Origin of the sequence: Chryseobacterium formosum, assembly GCF_026460885.1 — a bacterium.
GTDB classification, from domain to species: domain Bacteria; phylum Bacteroidota; class Bacteroidia; order Flavobacteriales; family Weeksellaceae; genus Chryseobacterium; species Chryseobacterium formosus.
In genome coordinates this window covers 185,296-207,079 of record NZ_JAOVZW010000008.1, presented here as the reverse complement: position 1 = coordinate 207,079, position 21,784 = coordinate 185,296, and the positions used below count along the sequence as shown (strand labels likewise).

Genomic DNA, 21,784 nt, shown 5'->3' with positions numbered 1-21,784 from the left:
TAATTATTAGAAATATTCTTATGAAAGACCAGATTGCAGCCTGGCTTGAACGAAGCTCTTTTTGCCGCAGCGTAGCGGAGGCAAAAAACGGGAGTGGAAGACGGAATTAGCTGCCCAAAATGTAATTGATATTGGTTATTTAAAGAAATAAAAATAAATCAACAAAGCAATTCCCACAAAAATACGATACCAACCCCAAGGTTTGAAACCATATTTATTCAAAACTCCGATGAATGCTTTAATTGCGATAAGTGCTACGATAAATGCAACGATATTCCCAACAATAAAAATGGTGATATGATCCTGAGATTCAAGAATCATTTCGTAACCTTTCATAGGGTTTGCTGTTTCTTTTCCCCAAGTTTTTACAAAAACTGAATAAACCGTTACCGCTAACATCGTAGGAACTGCCAAAAAGAATGAGAATTCTGCCGCAGCTTTTCTTGATAAACCTTGTGTCATCCCACCAATAATCGAAGCAGCACTTCTACTCGTTCCCGGCATCATCGCAAGACATTGCCAAAAACCAATAGTGATTGCCTTTTTGATTGATAAATCTTTTTCGTCGTTAATGACAGGATTTTTAAACCATTTATCAGCAAACAATAAAACAACTCCACCTAGAACCAAAACTGAAGATATTGCAATCTGATTTCCCAAAACCGATTCAATCATGTCATCAAAAATATAGCCTAAAACCAATGCAGGAATTACCGCAAATGCCAATTTATAGTAAAACTGAAGATTTTTAAGATCAAAAAACTTTTTCCAATAAGCTACAACAACCGATAAAATTGCTCCGAACTGTATGGAAACCTGAAACATTTTTAGAAACTCGGTTTCTTCCAATCCCATCAAATTCGCAGTAAAACCCATGTGAGCCGTTGACGAAATTGGTAAATACTCTGTAAGCCCTTCTATGATTGCAATAATTATTGCTTTGATTAAATCCATTTTATATAATAAAAATTAAAAAGATTAAGAAATCCGGAGATTTAGCAACGGTGTCTAAATTCCCAAATTTCTTAATCTTTAAATAAAAATTGTAATTCTATTTTCTTTTTAAAATTGCGTACACTTCAATCACGAAGCCCATTACAACAAGCAACGGCGCAATTCTGATTCTTCTGATGGAAAAAATATCGTCGTTCCAAACATTTGGATCCAGTTTTCCGTCAACGGTATTTGCATCAGGTCCCATCATCAGAAGAAAACCAACAATGATACACGCAAGACCAATCAGCATCCATTTAAAATTCTCTTTACCGAAATAAAAATTGCTTTCCTCAGACACTTTTGTTTCGTTACCATAATCTGATGCCGAAAATTTATTTGTTTTTTTGCTCATTTTTAAGAATAATATAAATCGTCAACATTAGATCTCAAGAATCTCCAAGTTGCAATTATTGTACTTAATATTGTAATGAAAATTCCCAGCCCAAAGATAGAAACAACCAACCAAATATATTGATTTGTATCTTGTACGAAAGGAGTTTTTATAGTAGTTGTAAAATAATACCAAATTCCGAAAAGTGCCAAAAGACCGATAACTGCACCTAAAACCCCTAAAATAAGAGCTTCTTTTATAAAAGGTGTTAAAATAAATCTTCTTTTTGCACCAACCAACTGCATCGTCTTGATTATAAATCGTTTAGAGAAAACTTTTAAACGTATTGAGTTATTAATCAGCACAATAGCTAAAATCAAAAATAATACACAGAATGCTAAAATCCATTTTAGGATTTTATTTAAATTATTGTAGATTTTCTGTGAATCTGTATCGTTTTTTACATCAATAATTCCAGGAACAGCTTTAATCTCTTTTAAAACGCCTGCAATTTTTGTGGAATCTGTGTATTCCGCTTTTAGAGCAACTTCTACCGAGGCAGGATAAATATCTTCTTCGAAAAGTGCTTCGGTGTCAATTCCCAAACTTTTTTTAGCTTCAGCTGTAGCCATTTTCTTAGAAATATATTTGGTACGTTTTACCGACGGCATCGCTTTAATAACTTCAACGGCAACTGCTTCTTGTTTCGCTATTTTAGCAGAATCTTTAATATCGTAGTTTTCATCGAAATAAGCATTTACTACCAATTGCTCTTTTAAATAGTCAGAATATTTTTGAGCATTGATTAAAATAAGCCCCATTAATCCTAACAAAAACAGCACTAATGCGATACTTACTACGACCGTAATATTGCTAGACCGAAGCCTTTTCTTATTAAACTCTTCTACAGATTTAGCCATTAATATTAAAATTTTTGGCTAAATTAGAAAAAATCTTCCGAAATTTGGAACGAATTATAGAAAATCATTGTTAACGAAATCATAAAAAACATTGAGTGTAAAAGCAAAAAAACATCTCGGTCAACACTTTTTGACAGATGAAAATATCGCAAAAAAAATAGTTGACGGCCTAAGTTTTGAAAATTACGAAAACGTACTCGAAGTAGGTCCCGGAATGGGAGTTCTTACGAAATATTTAATTGAAAAAGAGCAAAAAATATTTCTTGCAGAGATTGATAATGAGTCGATTGAATATCTAAAACAGAATTACGAAAAAATTACTGAAGAAACTTTTGTAGGAGATTTTCTGAAGCATGATTTTGCTGGTTTAGAAAACGAACAAATTGCTATTATCGGAAATTTCCCTTATAATATTTCATCACAGATTCTATTTAAAATTGTTGATCATTATCAACAGATTCCAGAAATGGTGGGAATGTTCCAAAAAGAAGTTGCGGAAAGAACTGCCGCCGTTCCAAGAACAAAAGACTACGGAATATTGACGGTTTTAATTCAGGCTTATTATGATGTAAAATATCTTTTTACGGTTCATGAAAATGTTTTTAATCCACCACCGAAAGTAAAATCGGGAGTCATCAGACTGACAAGAAATCCAAAGGAAGGTTTAGTCGGAAATGAAATTCTTTTTAAGCAAATCGTAAAAGCAGGATTTAACCAAAGAAGAAAAAAATTATCGAATGCTTTGAAAGTTCTAAATATTCCTGAAGCCTTGAAAACGCACGAATTTTTAGATAAAAGAGCTGAAGAACTCAGCGTATCAGATTTTATTTCTTTCACTCAACTTTGGAAAGAAAATCAATAAACAAAAAATGCCTTTCAGATTTGAAAGGCATTTTTCTTATTTCTTAATGAGAATTACTCTCTGTTTTTCAACATAATCCAACCCGATCTGCTCATCTGAGTTTTAGACTTATTGTATTCAAAATTGAATTTGTACCAATACGTTGCAGTTGGTAATCTTTTACCACCTACTGTTCCGTTCCAGATTGGTGTTTCTTTAGTAAATCTGAACATCTCAACACCGTATCTATCGTAAATAGAACCAGTAAAGTTTTTGAACGCTCCTAAAGATGTTAAATCTAAAACATCATTTACTCCATCATTATTCGGTGTGATGACATTGTTAATTTGTAAAGTGAAAAATTCAATTGAACCATAACAAGTTGTCCCTTTAATTCTTACTCTCACTGTATAATTTGTATTATCTAAAAGACCAGTGAAAACATTCGATTCTTGCCATTGAACACCTCCATCAATAGAATATTGAAGCACTCCGGGAATATTATTAATTGGAGGATTTTCTGCAGTAACTGTTAAAGTATTGTTCTCATAGTTTAGGTTAGTAATATACGGAGAAGCTGCGGCAGTAACAGTCACTGTAAATTCTTTTTCGCAAATTGCATTTTTGATAAGAACCTTGTAAACACCAAGCTCAGTGGCAGTAATTGTTTGAGTAGTTGCACCCGTGCTCCATAAATAATCGGTACCCGTAGCTGCTCCAGCGTCTAAAACAATACTGTCACCAATACACATTTCAACATCCAATAAAGGAGTTGTAATTGCCGGGATTACTTCTACCGTAACATTTGCAGGCTGAAAAGATCTACATCCTTTAGCTCCTATAGCATAAACCTGAAAAGTGGTTGTCTGATAAACCGGTATTGTTTGTGTATCGCCACTTCCCATGAAATTTACCCATTCGTAAGTAACTCCGCCTGTAGCTTTTAAAATTACACTTTCACCTGCGCAAACTCTTATTCTGTTTGAAGTAAGACCTGCAATAGGAGTAACTTCTCTCTCTAATTTAAGTTCGATTAATTTACTACAGAATCCACCGTCTGAAACCTGTACATAAAGAATCTGACCATTTGTCCCATTATAATCGGAAATATTTGTAATAAAACTGTTATTTAAAGCCTGTGCATCTGCCAAGTTTTCATAAAAACGGAATGTAGCTGTTGTCGTTGGGCTGATTAATGGTTTAGCACCGTTTAAGTTAAAAGTTGTAACATCCGGAGTACTGCAAAGTAAATAAGTAGCATTTTGTGCTAAAGGAGTTGTACCTCCATTAATTTTTATACTTGCAGATCCTGGGCAAGGATTTCCTGGAACACTTACTTCAATTTTATAATTTCCAGGTTGTATTGCTGTAATTGTATTTGAAGTAGCATTAGGAATTACAGCCCCATTTAAAAACCACTGATAATTTAAATTTGGTCCACTTGTAGATGCCGTAATCACTTGCGGTACGTTATCACATACGTTAATTTCAGCAGGCAATTGAGCTCCTGCAGGATCTAATAAATTTACACCAATATCAAATGAACCTGCTTCTAAAAATACTGCAGAACCATAACTACTATCTCTTGCATCAGCTACAACCATCTTGATGTGGTAAGATTGTCCGGGAATTACAGTGGCTTCAGCAGTAAGAGGTGCTGTAGTACCATTATAATTGGTTGCATTGGGAGATAATGAGCCAAAATATTGAGCATTTATTGGGCCACAAGAAAAACTTGCCGGTAAAATATTGGGTACAGAAACGGGTCCTGCACCTCCCGGTAAAATTGCCAAATTTGTGTAAGTAGAACCTGGTGTATTAGGTTTCAATAACAAAGCAAAAGCATCATCATATTGAAGTGGTGGACAAGGATAACTACCTTCATATTCCTCAGATGCGAAAATATATCTGAATTTCATCTGAGAACTTGTCGGTACAAAATCAAATTCTAAAATAGCAGCATTACTAATTTGAGTAGTTACTCCGATAGCTGCAATAAGATCTGCATCACTTCCTCCACCATTACCATCACTTAAAGTAATGGGTTCATTGGCATTACCTGCCTTTCTTGCCCAACCTGTCGTTAAAATAATCCCTTCTTCAAAAGGAAAAGTTGAAGTTGTTTTATTGAAATAGCCCCAAAATCTGTTGTTATTTGTTACAGGCTGATTTGGGCTAACTGTAACATTAGAAATATTCGGAGTTCCGCAAGAGCCAGAAGTACCTACCAAAACATCTGTAACCAATTGTGTAGGTGTATAATTACTTGCAGGATATGGAGGAACATTTACATCAATATAAGCTCCTGCTTTTTTTGAAGCTAAATTAGTTTCTCTAATCGGTTTTCTTGATTGAATTTGTTGAGCATAAAAAACATTGGTGGTGAGTAAAAATAATGAATACAGCAGTAAATATCGCTTCATAATAATATTTGTTTCAACAAATTTAAAAGTTTTTTAAATATACCCCATCAATAATTCTCTTTTTAACATAATAAAAAAACACGCCTTTCAAATCGAAAAGCGTGTTTTAGAAAATATGATAAATATTAATTTCTATTTTTAAGAAGTATCCATCCGGATTTCAACTCAAGTTTTTTACTAGCCGGATTTTCCCATTGAACTCTATACCAATAAGTTCCTGTAGGTAAATTAATTCCTTTAAGAGAACCATTCCACATTACACTTGATTTACCTGCTTTAAATAATTCGGCTCCATATCTGTCAAAAATTGATGCAGCAAAATTTTTGTAATTGCTAATTCCAGAAAAATCTATATAATCATTTACACCATCATTATTTGGAGTAATTGCATTGCTCATCAGGAATGTGAAAAACTGCAATGAAGTTCCACATTTTGCACCAACCACTCTCACTACCAAACTATAATTGGTATTCTTCATCACACCATAAAATACATTTGAAGCTTGCCAGGTTACGCCACCATCAATTGAATATTCTAACACTCCTCCGGAAGGATTTGTTGTAGAAATTGTAAGAATATCTTTATCAAAAACTACATTGGTGAATTGTGGTAAGTCTGGATTAATAATCTGTGCCGTAAACAATCTAGAACAAGTTCCGTTGCTTATTGTTACAGAATAAGATCCCGGAACATTCGTTGTAATTGTTTGTGTAGTTGCGCCTGTACTCCAAACATAAGTGTAATTTGGTCCCGCTCCCGCATCTAATGTTGCTGGATCTCCCGCACAAACATTGACATCTTTTAAAGCAGAAACTATTGCGGGAACAACTTCTATTGTAATTGTTGCAGGTGTTGTAGATACGCAACCATTTCCACCTAATGCAAAAACCTGATAAGTTGTCGTTACATTCGGGGTTACAATTTGTGTATTACCTGTTCCTGTAAGGCCAACCCAATTGTACGTAAATCCTCCGCTCGCCGTTAAGGTAGCTGATTCACCCGCACAAATTTTTAATTTAGAAGCAACAACAGACGCGGTTGGTGGTCCTACAACTATAGTAATAGAGGCGGGATTAGCAGAAATACATCCATTTGCTCCTACAGCAAAAACGGTATATGTTGTATTATTTGCCGGAGAAACTACTTGAGTCGCACCATTTCCGGTAAGACCATTCCCCCAATTGTAAGTTGCGCCACCCGAAGCCGTTAATGTAACAGATTCTCCAGGACAGATTTGCTGGAATGTGGATGCTAAATTCGCAACAGGTAAAACTTTATCCTGTACTACAGTTACAGAAGCTGTAAAAGTACACGTCAGATTTCCTGGCTGAGTTATGTTTGTTACCGTTAAAGTATAAGTTCCTCCTGCATTTACAACAGGATTTAAAGTATTAGCACCCGAAACAATAGTTCCTCCGGCTGTTGTCCACAAAATTGTTGATCCGGTTGGAATTGTTGATGCTGAAGCATTAAGAGTTATCTGTGGAACAGAACAGGTAATGGTTTGAGGAGCGGCTATTGTTAAATTTGTTGCAGCGGTTGTTTGCAATTGTAAATTTACCACATAGCTACAGCCTCCATTTTTTACAAGTACATAAATTGTTTGATTTCCTGCACTTGAAAAAGTTGTAGGAGCACCAATTGTACTTGTATTCCCTGCATTCGCATCTGCCTGATTGATGTAATATGCAAAAGTTGCAGTTCCTACAGAGGTAATCTGACTCTGAGCAGATGTTAAATCATAAATAACACCTCCTTGCTGGTAACATTTTAGAAGAGTAGCATTCTGTACAGTTATTGGCTGTGAAACTTCAATTGTAATCGTTGCAGGAGCACTCGAGATACAACCATTTGCTCCAGTTGCTATAACCGTATAAGTTGTAGTTGCTGTTGGTGTTACAGTTTGGGTATTTCCAGTACCAGCAAGACCTGTCCAAGTATAAGTTCCACCTCCTGAAGCTGTGAGAGTAACAGTTTCTCCCGAGCAAATCAATACTTTACTTGCAGTAAGCCCAGTTGTAGGCGGCGTACTGTTTCCAACAACAGTTACAGCAGAAGTAGCTGTACAAGCTACATTTCCTGGTTGGTAAGTATTGGTGATGGTTAAAGTATAAGTTCCTGCTGTATTCACTACAGGGTTTAATGTATTTCCACCTGAAACGATATTTCCACCCACTGTAGTCCATGCAAATGTAGAACCTGTTGGATAAACCGATGCAGAAGCATTTAAAGTAATCTGAGGATTTGTACATGTTAACGAAGTTGGAGCCGCAATAGTCGCTGTTATTGGTGGAGCTTTTACCAATTGCAACTGCGCAACTTTTGAACAAAATCCATTTTTAACTAAAACATATATTGTTTGACCTCCTGCACTTGAATAAGTTGTAGGAGCTGCAATAGTACTTGTATTTCCTGCATTAGCATCCGCTTGATTTACATAATAAGAAAACGATGCTCCGGGAGTTGTACTGATTGCATTTTGAGCGGTCGTCAAATTAAAATTAACATTGCCTGCTGCATAACAACTTGTAAGTGTCGCATTTTGAACTGTCGGAGAAGTTCCACCAACTATAGTAACCGTTGCTGTTCCAGGACAAGAATTTCCGGGAATCAGTACTTCTACTTTATAAACTCCCGGCAAAGTTGCTGTATAAGAAGCTGAAGTTGCTCCAGGAATAACTCCATTGTTTAAATACCAAACATAAGTCGCTCCAGGAACTTGAGTGGAAGCGGTAAAAGTTTGCGGTGCATTATCACAAACATTTATTGAAGCTGGAAGCTGAACTCCTCCAGGTCCTAAAATCTGTACACCGATATCAAATGAACCTGCTTCTAAAAATACTCCTGAATCATAAGCTGGATCATCATAATCCGCTAAAACCATTTTAAAATGATAAGATTGTCCAGGAACTACAGTAGCTTTCGCTGTTAACGGAACTGTACGTCCACTAAAATTAGTTTCTATCGAACTTGTGTTATATCCTCCAAAATAAGCAGCATTAAGGGCTCCACAATTTAATGGGTTACCATTAAATTGATTTGCCGGTCGAATATTGCTAACACTTACAGGTCCTGCACTGCCCGGTAAAACTGCTAAATTCGTATAAGTTGAACCAGGTGTATTTTGTTTCAAAAGCAAAGCAAACCCGTCTCCAAATTGACATGGATAATTCGACTCATATTCTTCAGAAGCAAATAAATATCTGAATGTAACCTCAGTTGATGTAGGCACAAAATCAAATTCTATATAAGTTGCATCTTTCAATAAACTGTTTGATATTCCTAACGCTGCAGCCAAATCCGGGTCTCCTTGTGTAATAACTCCATCACTTAGCTGTGCTGCTTGAAAATTATTCCCTGCTTTATTGGCATGTCCCGTTGTAAGTACAATACCTTTTGCAAAAGGAAAATTGGTAGTTCCCTTATTAAAAAATCCCCATGTTCTTGTTGCATCACCAGTTGAAAGATTTGGGGAAACCAATACATTGGAAACGTTTGCAGTAGAACAAGTAGAACCTCCTGCAATAAGCACATCTTTCACCAATTGTGTTACACTATAGGAAGATTCCACATAAGTTGGTGTATTAACATCAATAAATGCCCCTACTTTCATGCTTTGACTTGTTGGTTTCATAGCACTTTTAGCATTTGCCCGCTGTTGCGACAAAGTAAAATTGCTTAGAAGCAGCAAAATCAAAATCGGAAGTAAATTTTGTAATCTACTATTTAACATTTTAAACTATTTTCAACAAAAATACTATTTTTTTTATTCAAAATTTAAGCAAAATTCAATTACATTAGTTTTAACACAATTATATAAAATTCAGATTTTCAGTTTCGTAGAGTTTAAAAATAAAAAAGACCGAATTTTTTCGGTCTTTTTATAAAAATTTAATTATTGTTATTCAAAGTTTTTCAGTAAAATCCAACCAGTTTTTACAACCAGTTTTTTACTTGCCGGATCTTCGAATGTTACCTGATACCAGTAAGAAGCTGTAGGTAATTTTTTACCTTGGAAATATCCGTCCCAATAAGGTCTAGTTTTCTCAGCTTTATAAACCACTCTACCATAACGGTCTGAAATAGTAGCCTGGAATTGTTTATATTCACTTACCCCTCTGAAATCAATCATATCATTTACGTTATCCCCGTTTGGAGTAATCACGTTTTGCATTACAAAAGTGAAATATTCTAAGAATCCTACACAAGTTGTAGTTTTCACTCTTACTCTGATAGAAACTATTGTGTTATTAGGAATATTATTAAATACATTAGAACCTTGCCAAGTTAATCCGTTATCAACTGAATATTCTAATACTCCACTTGCAAGATTTGTAGCAGTAATCACTAATGTACCACTTTGATTGTAATCAACATTTACAATTTCAGGAATTAGAGCTTGTTTTACTTCTGTAGTATATCTTTTAGTACAAACACCATTGCTAATATCTACATAATAAATTCCCGCACTTGCAGCGACAATAGTTTGTGTTGTTGCACCATTGCTCCAAGAATAAGTATAGTTTGGTCCTGCTCCAGCATTTAGAGTCATTCTATCACTTTCACAAATAAATCCTCCTGAAAGATTAGATGTAATTGCCGGAACAACTTCCACAACTACAGTTGCCGGCTGTAAAGATTTACATCCTTGAGCTCCGATTGCATAAACCGTATAAGTAGTAGTCTGAGTAGGTGACAATGTACGGATAGGAGTAGAAGCAGCTGTATCATTCCACTGATACGTAACACCTCCTCCAGCTGTTAATGTTACCGATTCCCCAACACATATCTTTAATCTAGAAGCTGTAAGTGTAGCAACAGGAGTTTCTTCTTTATTTAAAGTTAAAGTAACCAACTTACTACAGAAGCCTCCGTTGGAAACCACAACATGTAAAACCTGCCCATTAGTTCCATTATAAGATGCTAAACTTGCTTCAGGAATATAATTATTATTTTGAGCTTGAGCATCAGCTAAATTCACATAAAAACGAAATACTGCACCGGTAGTTGTACTAATAGATGGTTTTGTAGAATTTAAATTAAAAGTAGATAAACTTGGTGTAGTACAAATTTTCAAAGTAGCATCTTGTGCAACGGGACTTGTACCACCAATAATTGTAATTTTTGCTTCAGCAGGACAGTTTTGACCCGGTATGTTAATTTTAACAGTGTAAACACCCGGACTTGTCGCTGTATAATTTACATTAGTAGCATTAGGAATAGCCACATCATCTTTATACCATTGAAATGTCATTCCGGGAGTAGCAGCAACCAAAGCCTTTAAAATCTGAGGTGTATTATCACACATATTCAAAACTTCCGGTAAAGGATTTCCAGCTGAATCCACAATAGTTACTCCAATATTAAATGATCCCGCTTCTAAAAACACCGCTGAATCATAGATTGTATCACGCGCATCCGCAATAACCATTTTAATATGATACGATTGCCCCGGAATTACCGTAGCTTCAGCTGTAAGAGGCACTGTTCGTCCGTTATAATTTGTTGCATTTGGTAAAAGTGAACCAAAATATTGTGCATTAAGAGGACCACAAGCGAAACTAGAAGGAAGAATATTTGGTACAGATACCAATCCTGCACCTCCAGGTAAAACTGCTAAATTTGTATAAGTTGCTCCTGGAGTATTAGGCTTAAGCAATAAAGCAAAAGCATCATCAAACTGAGTTGGCGGACAAGGATAATCACCTTCATATTCGTGAGAGGCAAAAATGTAATTAAACTTCATCTGAGCACTTGTCGGTACAAAATCAAACTCCAGAATTGAAGCATTTGTAATATTTGTAACTCCAATAGCAGCACTTAGATCAGCATCTGCAACTCCTCCATTATTATCTCCCATACTAGCTTGCGAAGTATTACCTGCTTTTCTTGCATAGCCTGTAGATAATACGATACCTTCCTGAAATGGAAAATTGGAAGTTGATTTGTTAAAATATCCCCATGCTCTGTTATCAATACTTGCAGCGGTATTTGGTGTAACGGAAACGTTGGAAATATTGGGTACAACACATCCGCCTCCAGTTCCAACAAGAACATCTGTAACAAGCTGTGCTGGAGTATAGTTAGTTGCGGGATACGGAGCTACATTGACATCAATATAAATTCCTGCTTTCGCACTAATTGGCATTTTTGTCGGTTTCTGAATTCTTTTCTGAGCAAAAGTGGAAGCGCCTAAGAAAAATAACAGAACAAAACTAATTTTAAAGTAATTTTCAATCCTATAATTTAACATTTTGTAATTGTTTGCCCAAAAATACTACTTTTAAATGATTTAAAACGCACTGTAAGGGATATTATTGGCAGTAATATTCTATTTTATTTAAATTCTAATGAAATTTTAATTTATTTCTAATATTGGAAAATAAAAAGACTACCAAAGTGGCAGTCTGTAGATATTTTTTTTAATCTTTTTTCATTTCATCAATTTTAAGCTGAAGCTCAGCAATTTTATCCTTTAGAAATTTAATTTCATTCTTATTAGAATTCACATTGCTTTTCAAAATCGTGTTTTTCGCTCGCTCATTGTGATCTTCATCGTCATCCTCATCGTTTATTTCTTCAATATCTTCTTGAATATCTTCAATATCTTCGCTAATTTCTTCTAAATCTTCAGAAATCTCTTCAATATCTTCACTGATTTCTTCTAGATCCTCCTGAATATCCTCAATATCTTCTTGAATATCTTCAATTTTTTCGTGACTTTTATTCACAGACATCTGGATAAGAATCGAGAGATAAATGGCTTCCAAAGACAAAACCGTCGTCAAAACCAATAACATTTTATCAAAATCAATCAATCCTAAAGCAGGCAATAGAAATGACGTCAAAAAAAATAAGGTATGCAAAATTAATGATGGAATTGAGCCAATCCATGAGGTAATTCCATCTGCTATTTTCTCTAAAAATTCTATTTTTTCGTGCGATGTTTTCATTATTTTCTTGTTTAAAATAATTCTTTCGTTACTCCCAATCCAAACAAAGCAAAATCATATTTTGCAGGATCGTTTTCGTCAAATTTTCTTATAATTAGATCTAATTCTTCAACTGTTTTCCAATCGTTTTGAGTTCTGGAAATCAGTCCTAATTTTCTTGAAATATTTCCAGTATGAACATCCAAAGGAATTGATAAAAATTTAGAATTGATATTTTCCCAAATTCCAAAATCTACGCCACGATTATCATTTCTAATCATCCATCTTAAAAACATTATGATTCTTTTTGAAGATGAATTTTTATAAGGCGAACTCACGTGTTTATGCGTTCTGTGCTTTTCAATTCCTAAAAACTTCTGTCTAAATCTTTCAATAGAATGCTGAAAGTTGCTTTCATCATTATTAACTAAAAACAAATCTTCAAGACTTTCATTTTCATTGTAAATCTTATGAAACTGTTTGATAAAATAAGAAAAATCTTCGCCATTAAAAGTCCTGTGAATACTTTTATCTTTAATAAACTTTAAATCTTTCTCAGAATAATTCATCACAAAATCATACGGAGAATTACCCATAATATCGAGCATTTTTTCAGCAGATTTAATAATTGATTTCCTGTTTCCCCATGAAATTGTCGCAGCCAAAAAACCGGTAATCTCAATATCCTGTTTCAAAGAAAAACGATGCGGAATCTGAATAGGATCATCCTGAATAAACTCAAGATTATTATAAATATCAGCTTTTTCGTCAAGAAAATCTTTTAATTCAGAGAAATTCAACTTCATAATTAAATCAACATTTAGTAATTTAAAAGGTTTTTTACCATTAAGATTTTGAAGTAATTAAGTTTTGGTCAAGAAAAAATTTAAAAATATTCATTAAGCATTTCGCTGAATATAAGATTTATCTGAATCTTAAAAAAACTTACTAACTCAAGCATCTTAATGTTTGATGTCTTTAAATTTTTATCGCCTCCAAAGCTTTTGGCAAAAATGTATTCGGGAAAATCTGCCTTGCTTCATCGGTAAAAACGGTTAAATCTCCATAACGATTAGAAAAATGTCCTAAAATAAGTTTTTCAACCTCAGCTTTTTTGGCAATCGTAGCAGCTTCCAAAGCCGTTGTATGACCTGTATAATCCGCCATTTCTTTTAAATCATGCAAAAATGTAGACTCATGATACAAAACAGTAACATTTTTAATAATAGGAATTACAGATTCCAAATATCTTGTATCACTACAAAATGCATAAGAAACTGATGGTGCAGGAGTTGTCGTTAAAATTTCGTTCTTTAAAATATATCCGTCACTCAAAACAAAATCTTTTCCGGCTTTCAAATTATGGTAATCGCAGGTTTCAATTTCATCATATTTTGAAACTTCTTCCATATTAATGTGACGTTCCTTCGGTTTTTCTTTAAACAAATACCCATTACAATAAATCCTGTGATCAAGCGGAATTGTAAACACTTCTACCCTATTGTCTTCATAAATTTTCTCTGAATAATCTTTGTCTAATTCATGATAAACCACTTCAAAACCGCGATGTGTTTCTGTCATAGTAAAAATAGTTTCCAGCATTTTTTTAATTCCTTTCGGCCCATAAACATGCAACGGAACTTCTCTTCCCAAAAGTCTGAAAGACGCTATCAATCCAGGCAAACCAAAACAATGATCGCCATGAAGATGAGATATAAAAATATGATTGATTTTTGAAAATCTTGCTTTCGCTTTTCTCAGTTGAACCTGCGTTCCTTCCCCACAATCAATCAAAAAACATCGTTCTTCCATTTCTAGAAGTTGCGCTGTTGGCGAAGTATTAATCGTTGGTATTGCTGAATTAAAGCCTAATATCGTTAAATAAGTACTCAAATCAATAGTTTATTAAAGCAAATGTACAACAAAAGGTTGAGGTGAAGGCTGAGAATTAGGTTAGGGCTTAGACTAAGAATGAAAATAACAGCTCTAAACTCATAACCTAAACCTTAGCCTTAATCTACTTTTTTAAAAACTCCAAAAACAAATCCAAAGCTTGTTTTCTATGGCTTATTTTATTCTTGTCTTCGGGATTCATCTCTGCAAAAGTCATCTCATAACCTTCAGGAACAAAGATTGGATCATACCCAAAACCTTGATGGCCTTTATTTTCTTTCAGCAAATTTCCGTGAGCTCTGCCGTCGAAATATTTCGCACCGTTTTCGTCATAATAACATAAAACAGTGATGAAATATGCCTTTCTATTTTCTATATTTCCCATTTCACTTAAAACTTTTTCGATGTTTTTAGCAAAATCGTGATCTCCTGCATAACGCGCCGAAAAAATCCCTGGTCTTCCGTCTAAAGATTCCACAACCAAACCACTGTCATCACCCAAACTTGGAATTCCTGTTTTCTCAAAACAATATTTAGCTTTAATTAAGGCATTTGCATTGAAAGAATCCCCATCTTCAACAATCTCATCATGAAGATTGTAATCAGAAAGACTTTTTACAATAAATTCGTCTCCTAAAATCTGTTGTATTTCTTCTTTTTTATGCAAATTGTGCGTTGCAACCAGTAATTCCATTTTCAATTTATTTTTTTTAAATTCTATTTTTTCCAAACACAAAAAACCACTAATTTTCAAGCACTTACTTCACAAATAAATATTATTGTGTTATTTGTGAAAAATATTTTTATGATTTGTGTTTAAAACTATATTTCAGAATAGTGTACTTTATATTTCTTCATAAATAAATAGTAAAATGAAGAAAAAAGTAAAATTCCGACAGCTAATATGATGTATTCTGAAACTTTAAAAGAGTCTGCAAAACTTTCTGTTTTTGCATAAAATATCAAGATTGACGAACAAAGATTGTTAAATCCATGCAAAAGCATCGGCAAAAGAAGTGATTTTGTTTTGTAATAAACCAATCCTAAAACTGTTCCCAATAAAACCGCTCCTACAAACTGCCACGGATTTCCATGAACCAAGCCGAAGACAACCGATGCGAAAAATATTGCTTTCCAAGGTTTCACTCCTTTATTAATCAAACCTTTTTGAATAATTCCTCTGAAAATAATTTCTTCAAAAATCGGCGCCATTATAACTGCTGTGATGATCATTACAACAGGATTATTCGTCATCTGATTCATCAAATCTGTAAAAAACTCATAATACTTACCAAAAAAAGGACCGGTTGTAGGAATTTGTGAAGTAATAAATTCTCCAATGAACATCATCCCCAACATCATTGGAAAAATCAAAAGATAGGTGTAAAAATTGGTTGGAGAAAAGTTGAAATTCAACTTCATTTTTGTAGAAGGTCTCACAATTAAAAAATCAAAAGCAGCAATAGCCGCAAGAAATCCAGCAGCGTTGGCAATCATAAAAAACCAATCTTTATGTTGTAAATCTTCTTTAAAAACAAACATCCAAAAAACATTAAAAAAAGAAACCAGCATCGTTCCCGCAATCAGTCCAACAAATAAAACGAGACCACCAAGCCAGGTAAAAGTGAATTTAGGATGTTTGCTTTTTTCCATTTTAATGATTTAAATTTTTTGTGAAACAAAGATAAATGTTTTTAAAAGAAAATTGGAAAGGAGAAATTCAGTCTCAATAAATTTTCAGTAAATTATTATTTTATAAATGTCGTATAATTTCTTTTATCTATCGCAAATGCTTCATTATGAAGTTTAATCAGACTACCTTTGCAGCTTAATTTTTCAAGTCACATGGATACTTCTTTAAGCCAGCCTAAAAACCTCAATTTACAATTAATAACTTATGTCTGTTTTACTTTTGTAGGATATTTTATCATCGGATTATCGCTTTCTGTACTTCCTATTTTCATTAATAAAAGTTTAGGTTTCAGTCTTTTGATTGCAGGAATGGTTATTAGTTTACAGTATATTTCCACGTTTTTTCTAAGAGCTTATTCCGGGAAAATGATTGACGGGAAAGGTCCGAAACCAGCAGTTTTATTAAGTATGATTGGATTTTCTTTTACTGGAATTTTCTTGATTTTGGCTTACTATTTTAAATTCTCACCCATTCTAAGTCTTACATTTTTAATTATAACAAGACTTTTGACAGGTTGCGCAGAAGGTTTGGTTGGAGCAAGTCCTATCAATTGGGCAATTATGGCTTTAGGTGAAAAACATACTGCAAAAATCATTTCGTATAACGGAGTTGCGTGTTATGGAGCTTTGGCAATCGGCGCATCTTTAGGAATTATTATCGAACAAAAATTCAGTTTATACGGAATCGGAATTCTCTCCATTATTTTAGGAATTGTCGGGTTTTTATTTGCTAAAACAAAGGAAAACAAAACCAATATCAGTCAGAAAGAAACACAATCTTTCTGGAAAGTTTTAGGTAAAGTTGCACCATTTGGAGTTTGTTTGGCTTTAGGTGGAATTGGTTTCGCAAGCATTTCCACTTTTATCACTTTATACTACAATCATTTTCATTGGAATAACGGAGCTTTATGCCTAAGTGTTTTCGGAGGATTATTTGTTGCCGGAAGATTAGTATTCAGCAACGTCATCAATAATTATGGGGGAATTAAAGTTGCTATTGCATGCCTTTTAGTAGAAACTATTGGACTTTTTATTATTGCTTTTGCAACGAATGCACAAATGGCATTAATTGGAGCCGGAGTAACAGGCTTAGGATTTTCATTGATTTTTCCGGCTTTAGGAGTTATGGCAATTAAAAGCGTCTCGCCTTCAAACCAAGGTTCTGCTTTAGCTGGTTACGGACTTTTTATTGATATTTCCCTAGGCGTTGCAGGACCCATTATCGGAAGTGTTGCCGATTTTTTCGGAATGCAGTTTATCTTTCCTTTCAGTGCCGCAATGGTTTTTATTGGTTTAGGTCTTGCGTATTTCCTGAAAAGAAAGACAAATTTGAATAAGATTGAGGAATAAGTTTTAATCTCACACAAAACATCTTTGATTTTTAAACTAATGTGACTCACGTGTTAAAAATCTCCCGCAGATTTCACAGATTCACATAGATTTTTTTCCTACAACTTTTGCGAACTTATAATTCTACATTAAAACTTCAAAGCAATATGCTGTAAAATCTTTCGTGATTTTTGTGGTAAAAAATTAACTATTTCAATTTAAAAATCCGATTTTCAGAATCCGATAAAATTCACGATTTTTGCAACTTCAAAATACAGTATGTCAGACTTAATCAAAGAAATAGAAAAAAGAAAAACCTTCGGAATTATCTCTCACCCCGATGCCGGAAAAACCACTCTTACGGAGAAGTTACTACTTTTTGGAGGTGCGATTCAGGAAGCGGGTGCGGTAAAATCCAATAAAATAAAAAAAGGAGCCACCTCCGATTTCATGGAAATTGAAAGACAAAGAGGAATTTCCGTGGCAACTTCCGTGTTAGCTTTTGAATACAGAGATCACAAAATCAATATTTTGGACACTCCAGGTCACAAAGATTTCGCTGAAGATACATACCGAACTTTAACTGCTGTTGACTCTGTAATTGTTGTTATCGACGTTGCAAAAGGAGTTGAGGAGCAGACTGAAAAATTGGTAAAAGTCTGCAGAATGAGAAACATCCCGATGTTGGTTTTCATTAATAAATTGGATCGTGAAGGTAAAGATGCATTTGATTTGCTGGATGAGGTTGAACAGAAATTAGGTTTAAGAGTTTGTCCGCTCTCTTTGCCAATTGGTATGGGAAGCGATTTCCAAGGAATTTATAATATCTGGGAAGACAATATTCAATTATTCTTAGAAGAGAAAAAACAGAAAGTAGGTGATTCTATTAAGTTTGATGACATCAATGATCCAAAAATTGACGAAACTATTGGTGAAAAAGCAGCAAGAAATCTACGTGAAGAATTAGATTTAATACAGTCTGTTTATCCTGAATTTAACCGTGAAGATTATATGAATGGTGAATTGCAGCCTGTTTTCTTTGGTTCAGCTTTGAATAATTTTGGAGTTCGTGAATTGCTTAATGCATTTATCGATATTGCGCCAATGCCTCAACCAAAGGAGAGTGATACTCGTTTGGTGAAGCCTGAAGAAAGCACTTTTACAGGATTTGTTTTTAAAATCCACGCCAATATGGATCCTAAGCACAGAGATCGTTTGGCTTTCGTGAAAATTGTTTCAGGAACATTTAAAAGAAACGAAAATTATTTATTGGTAAGAGAAGGCAAAAAAATGAAATTCTCTTCTCCAAATGCATTCTTTGCAGATAAAAAAGAAGTTGTTGACGAAAGTTTCCCGGGAGATATTGTCGGACTTCACGACACCGGAAGTTTCAGAATTGGTGATACTTTGACTGGTGGCGAAAAACTAAGCTTTAAAGGAATTCCTAGTTTCTCTCCTGAACATTTCAGATATATTAATAATAATGATCCTTTGAAGGCAAAACAGTTGGCAAAAGGTATTGATCAGTTGATGGACGAAGGAGTTGCACAGTTGTTTACGCTTGAAATGAACAACAGAAAAATCATCGGAACAGTGGGTGCACTTCAGTATGAAGTTATTCAATATCGTTTAGAGCATGAATATGGTGCAAAATGTACTTATGAGCCACTTTCTATGCATAAAGCTTGTTGGGTTGAAGCTGATGAAAAATCGGAAGAATTCAGAGAATTTGCAAGATTAAAACAGAGATTTTTAGCAAGAGACAAATATAATCAATTGGTTTTCTTAGCCGATTCTTCTTTTACAATTCACATGACACAGGAGAAATTCCCGAATGTGAAACTACATTTTATCAGTGAGTTTCAAAATGCTTAACTGAGCTTTTAAATTTTAAAATATAATCCGCAGATTTTTTCTGCGGATTTTTTATTCTTTAGATAGTTTTTTGGGGATTATTTCAATCATATAGAATCATTTATCCTGAATGATAAACTATTTTACAATAAAAAAAACCGCTCTTTCGAACGGTTTCTATATAATTTTTTTATTAATATAAATTACTTATGTAACATCAATAATTTTTTAACAATTTTCTCTCCATCTACAGTTACATGAATCATATAAGTTTCTGTAGGAACATGCTTTAAGTTAATTTGTTCCAAATGCTCTCTAAAAATATGACGAGTCTTTTGAGGAACAACTAATTTTCCATCCATCGCATATACTTCATAAGTAACTTTATAAGGCGATGGTTCTCCTTTATCATCTAATTTAGACGGGAAATCTGCTTTAATGTAAACATAACCGTCATTTGATGGAACCGGATAAATCATTAAACCTTGGAAAACACGAACCGGTGGAACTACAACTGGAGGAGTTACTACTACAGAAGAATTAATTGTAAAATTTTGTAGGTTTACATTTAAGAATATATTATTTACAGCTTTAACCATAATTCTTGCGTTAGCAATATTCCCAAGACCACCTGGAACTGTATAACTATAACTACCATTATTTGGCGTACTTGCAACTAATACCGTTGGGAAAGTAAGACCACCATCTGATGACAATAGAATTGTTACATTTGGTGTGCTTACAGGTGCTGCAGTTGTATTAGCAACATTCCAAGTAATGTTTTGTACTTGCCCTTCACTCCAAATAATTCCTGCTGTATTTTGTGAAGTAACAGTAAAAGGACCTGCTCCTGCATTTACGGTTACTACCATATCATCTGAATTATTTCCGGAACCTCCCGCTCTATTATCACGAGTAGTGAATCTAAAGTTATATGTTCTTGCCACATTTGATAGAGCTTCTACAACAATAGGTGAAGCCGTACCTGTAGGACTTGAGGTTGTAGTCGCTCCAGTAAGTATTGCTGCTAATGGCGGGAAATATCTGAATGGAACCGTTTGAGGAGTGTAAGATCTGAAAGTTGGCCCTGAAGCTTTTGTCGCAGAAGCAACCGAGTTAGCATTAGTTTGAGAAGTAGAAGCATTATCCATTTGTTCCCAAATATAAGTAAGAGGATCTGAGTTTCCATCAGTACCAGTTCCTGTAAGCACAAATGGAGTTCCTCTCGGAATAATATAATCTGCACCGGCATCAGCTGTCGGAATTGCATTTCCTGTATCTGTAACGACAGGACATGTTTTTGTTTTAATATTATTGGTAATCTGCTGAATACTTACTGCATGAAAAAATGGATCTGAATTCATTTGAACATTATAGTTAGTGATACCAGCGTAAGCCATAATTGTAGAACCGCCACCTGGCTCCACATTCACTCCTGTTCCTTCATTAGCATTCGAAAATGTATGATTTCCTCCAAACTGGTGTCCCATTTCGTGCGCTACATAATCGATATCGAATGTATCTCCAGACGGAATACCATTTGCAGGTGAAGTATATCCACGACCTTTTGTACCGTTTGTACATACACAACCAATACAGCCTGCATTACCTCCACCTCCTGTAGAACCAAATAAATGACCTATATCATAATTTGCTTCACCAATTGTAGCAGTTAAGTTATTTTGTAATTGTGTATTCCAATTCGCCATTGTTGTATAAGGATCTGTAGCTGCATTTGTATAAATAACGCTAGTGTTATTTGCAATTAGTACCATTCTCGCAGAAAAATCTTTTTCAAAAATTCCGTTTACACGAGTCATTGTATTATTCATTGCAGCTAATGCACCTGCTACTGTTCCTCCAAAATAGGTAGTATATTCACCATTACAAGATAATGCCAGTCTGAAAGTCCTTAATTTACTATCATCGGCATTTGGTCTTGCAGTAAGACTAGAATTATCAAGACCTTGCTGAGCAACATCAAGTACTGTGCATTCAAACTTATCTAAACTCTGTTTCTTATCTGATTTTTTATAAACAACATACGTTGAAAGATCTTTCGTGTATGGCTCAATAAAAACGGCAGATTTGTTTCCATAAAGCTCCATTGAAGACAATCCTAAAGGTGAAATACTGAAATAAACAGTATTGCTAGAATCTTCCAAACTTTCACCAATATAAGATTTGATATCTGGATATTTCGCAGCTAATTCTGGAGCAAAGTTTGAATTTTCTCTCACTTTAAAATCTTCAAAAACACCTTCAGAATTTGGGAAAGATATAATATTTGACTTTGTAAAGCTTTTGGTCGTTTTTACCAAAGCATTTTTTAAACCTGAAAAATCAAGGTTATAAACTTTGGGATGTACGATGTTTGTTTTATTCTCAAATATTTCTGAAGTATTTCTTGGAGATGCCTCTTTCCAAAGTTGTTTGGTTTGTGCCAAAAAAATATTGGAAATAAAAAACACACCCATCACTAGTAGTTGTTTTTTCATATAGTCTTTCTTTTTATATATCTAATTAAATTTTATTAATTATTCACTTCAATATTCTCGTATTGATTCTTTTT

General features: G+C 34.2%; 15 protein-coding genes. 3 read left to right on the top strand and 12 right to left on the bottom strand.

All coding sequences use genetic code 11. From position 1 onward, the window contains the following. Positions 1-135: 135 nt before the first annotated feature. The 3 genes from OF897_RS07250 to OF897_RS07240 form a co-directional block, all read right to left on the bottom strand. Positions 136-954, bottom strand: coding sequence for an undecaprenyl-diphosphate phosphatase (locus tag OF897_RS07250; protein ID WP_267265026.1), 819 nt, complete (start codon positions 952-954; stop codon positions 136-138). Positions 955-1,051: 97 nt separating this feature from the next. After that, positions 1,052-1,348, bottom strand: a complete 297-nt coding sequence (locus OF897_RS07245) for a DUF3098 domain-containing protein (protein WP_267265025.1) — start codon at positions 1,346-1,348, stop codon at positions 1,052-1,054. A 2-nt stretch (positions 1,349-1,350) separates the two neighbouring features. Next, positions 1,351-2,247 (bottom strand): cell division protein FtsX, encoded by an 897-nt coding sequence (locus OF897_RS07240; protein WP_267265024.1) that lies wholly within the window; start codon positions 2,245-2,247, stop codon positions 1,351-1,353. 91 nt (positions 2,248-2,338) lie between these two features. On the opposite strand from OF897_RS07240, the gene rsmA reads away from it, so the two are divergent. Then, positions 2,339-3,109, top strand: coding sequence for a 16S rRNA (adenine(1518)-N(6)/adenine(1519)-N(6))-dimethyltransferase RsmA (rsmA, locus tag OF897_RS07235; protein ID WP_267265023.1), 771 nt, complete (start codon positions 2,339-2,341; stop codon positions 3,107-3,109). 53 nt (positions 3,110-3,162) lie between these two features. Here rsmA and OF897_RS07230 read toward each other — a convergent pair whose 3' ends face one another. The 8 genes from OF897_RS07230 to OF897_RS07195 form a co-directional block, all read right to left on the bottom strand. Further along, positions 3,163-5,511, bottom strand: coding sequence for a choice-of-anchor L domain-containing protein (locus tag OF897_RS07230; protein WP_267265022.1), 2,349 nt, complete (start codon positions 5,509-5,511; stop codon positions 3,163-3,165). 125 nt (positions 5,512-5,636) lie between these two features. Then, positions 5,637-9,146, bottom strand: coding sequence for a choice-of-anchor L domain-containing protein (locus OF897_RS07225; protein ID WP_267265021.1), 3,510 nt, complete (start codon positions 9,144-9,146; stop codon positions 5,637-5,639). A 267-nt stretch (positions 9,147-9,413) separates the two neighbouring features. Then, complete coding sequence (locus OF897_RS07220) at positions 9,414-11,765, bottom strand: choice-of-anchor L domain-containing protein (RefSeq protein WP_267265020.1); 2,352 nt, start codon at positions 11,763-11,765, stop codon at positions 9,414-9,416. Positions 11,766-11,934: 169 nt separating this feature from the next. Next, positions 11,935-12,465, bottom strand: a complete 531-nt coding sequence (locus OF897_RS07215; RefSeq protein ID WP_267265019.1) for a DUF1003 domain-containing protein — start codon at positions 12,463-12,465, stop codon at positions 11,935-11,937. A gap of 11 nt (positions 12,466-12,476) precedes the next feature. Further along, positions 12,477-13,250, bottom strand: coding sequence for a TIGR02757 family protein (locus OF897_RS07210; protein WP_267265018.1), 774 nt, complete (start codon positions 13,248-13,250; stop codon positions 12,477-12,479). 172 nt (positions 13,251-13,422) lie between these two features. After that, positions 13,423-14,337 carry a ribonuclease Z gene (locus tag OF897_RS07205; protein ID WP_267265017.1) on the bottom strand — a complete coding sequence of 305 codons (915 nt, stop codon included), beginning with the start codon at positions 14,335-14,337 and terminating at the stop codon, positions 13,423-13,425. Between the two features lie 124 nt (positions 14,338-14,461). After that, positions 14,462-15,037 carry an RdgB/HAM1 family non-canonical purine NTP pyrophosphatase gene (gene rdgB / locus OF897_RS07200; protein WP_267265016.1) on the bottom strand — a complete coding sequence of 192 codons (576 nt, stop codon included), beginning with the start codon at positions 15,035-15,037 and terminating at the stop codon, positions 14,462-14,464. Between the two features lie 122 nt (positions 15,038-15,159). Continuing rightward, positions 15,160-15,990 (bottom strand): CPBP family intramembrane glutamic endopeptidase, encoded by an 831-nt coding sequence (locus OF897_RS07195; RefSeq protein ID WP_267265015.1) that lies wholly within the window; start codon positions 15,988-15,990, stop codon positions 15,160-15,162. Between the two features lie 192 nt (positions 15,991-16,182). Between OF897_RS07195 and OF897_RS07190 the strand changes: the two genes are divergently transcribed. Together OF897_RS07190 and OF897_RS07185 are read left to right on the top strand one after the other, a co-directional pair. Further along, complete coding sequence (locus tag OF897_RS07190; protein ID WP_267265014.1) at positions 16,183-17,379, top strand: MFS transporter; 1,197 nt, start codon at positions 16,183-16,185, stop codon at positions 17,377-17,379. Between the two features lie 258 nt (positions 17,380-17,637). After that, entirely contained in the window at positions 17,638-19,233 is a 1,596-nt protein-coding gene (locus tag OF897_RS07185) for a peptide chain release factor 3 (RefSeq protein WP_267265013.1), read from the top strand. A gap of 182 nt (positions 19,234-19,415) precedes the next feature. Here the strand turns inward: OF897_RS07185 and OF897_RS07180 are convergent, their stop codons facing one another. Further along, a complete protein-coding gene (locus tag OF897_RS07180) occupies positions 19,416-21,710 on the bottom strand; it encodes a reprolysin-like metallopeptidase (protein WP_267265012.1) in 2,295 nt (764 codons plus the stop codon). Positions 21,711-21,784 lie beyond the last annotated feature (74 nt).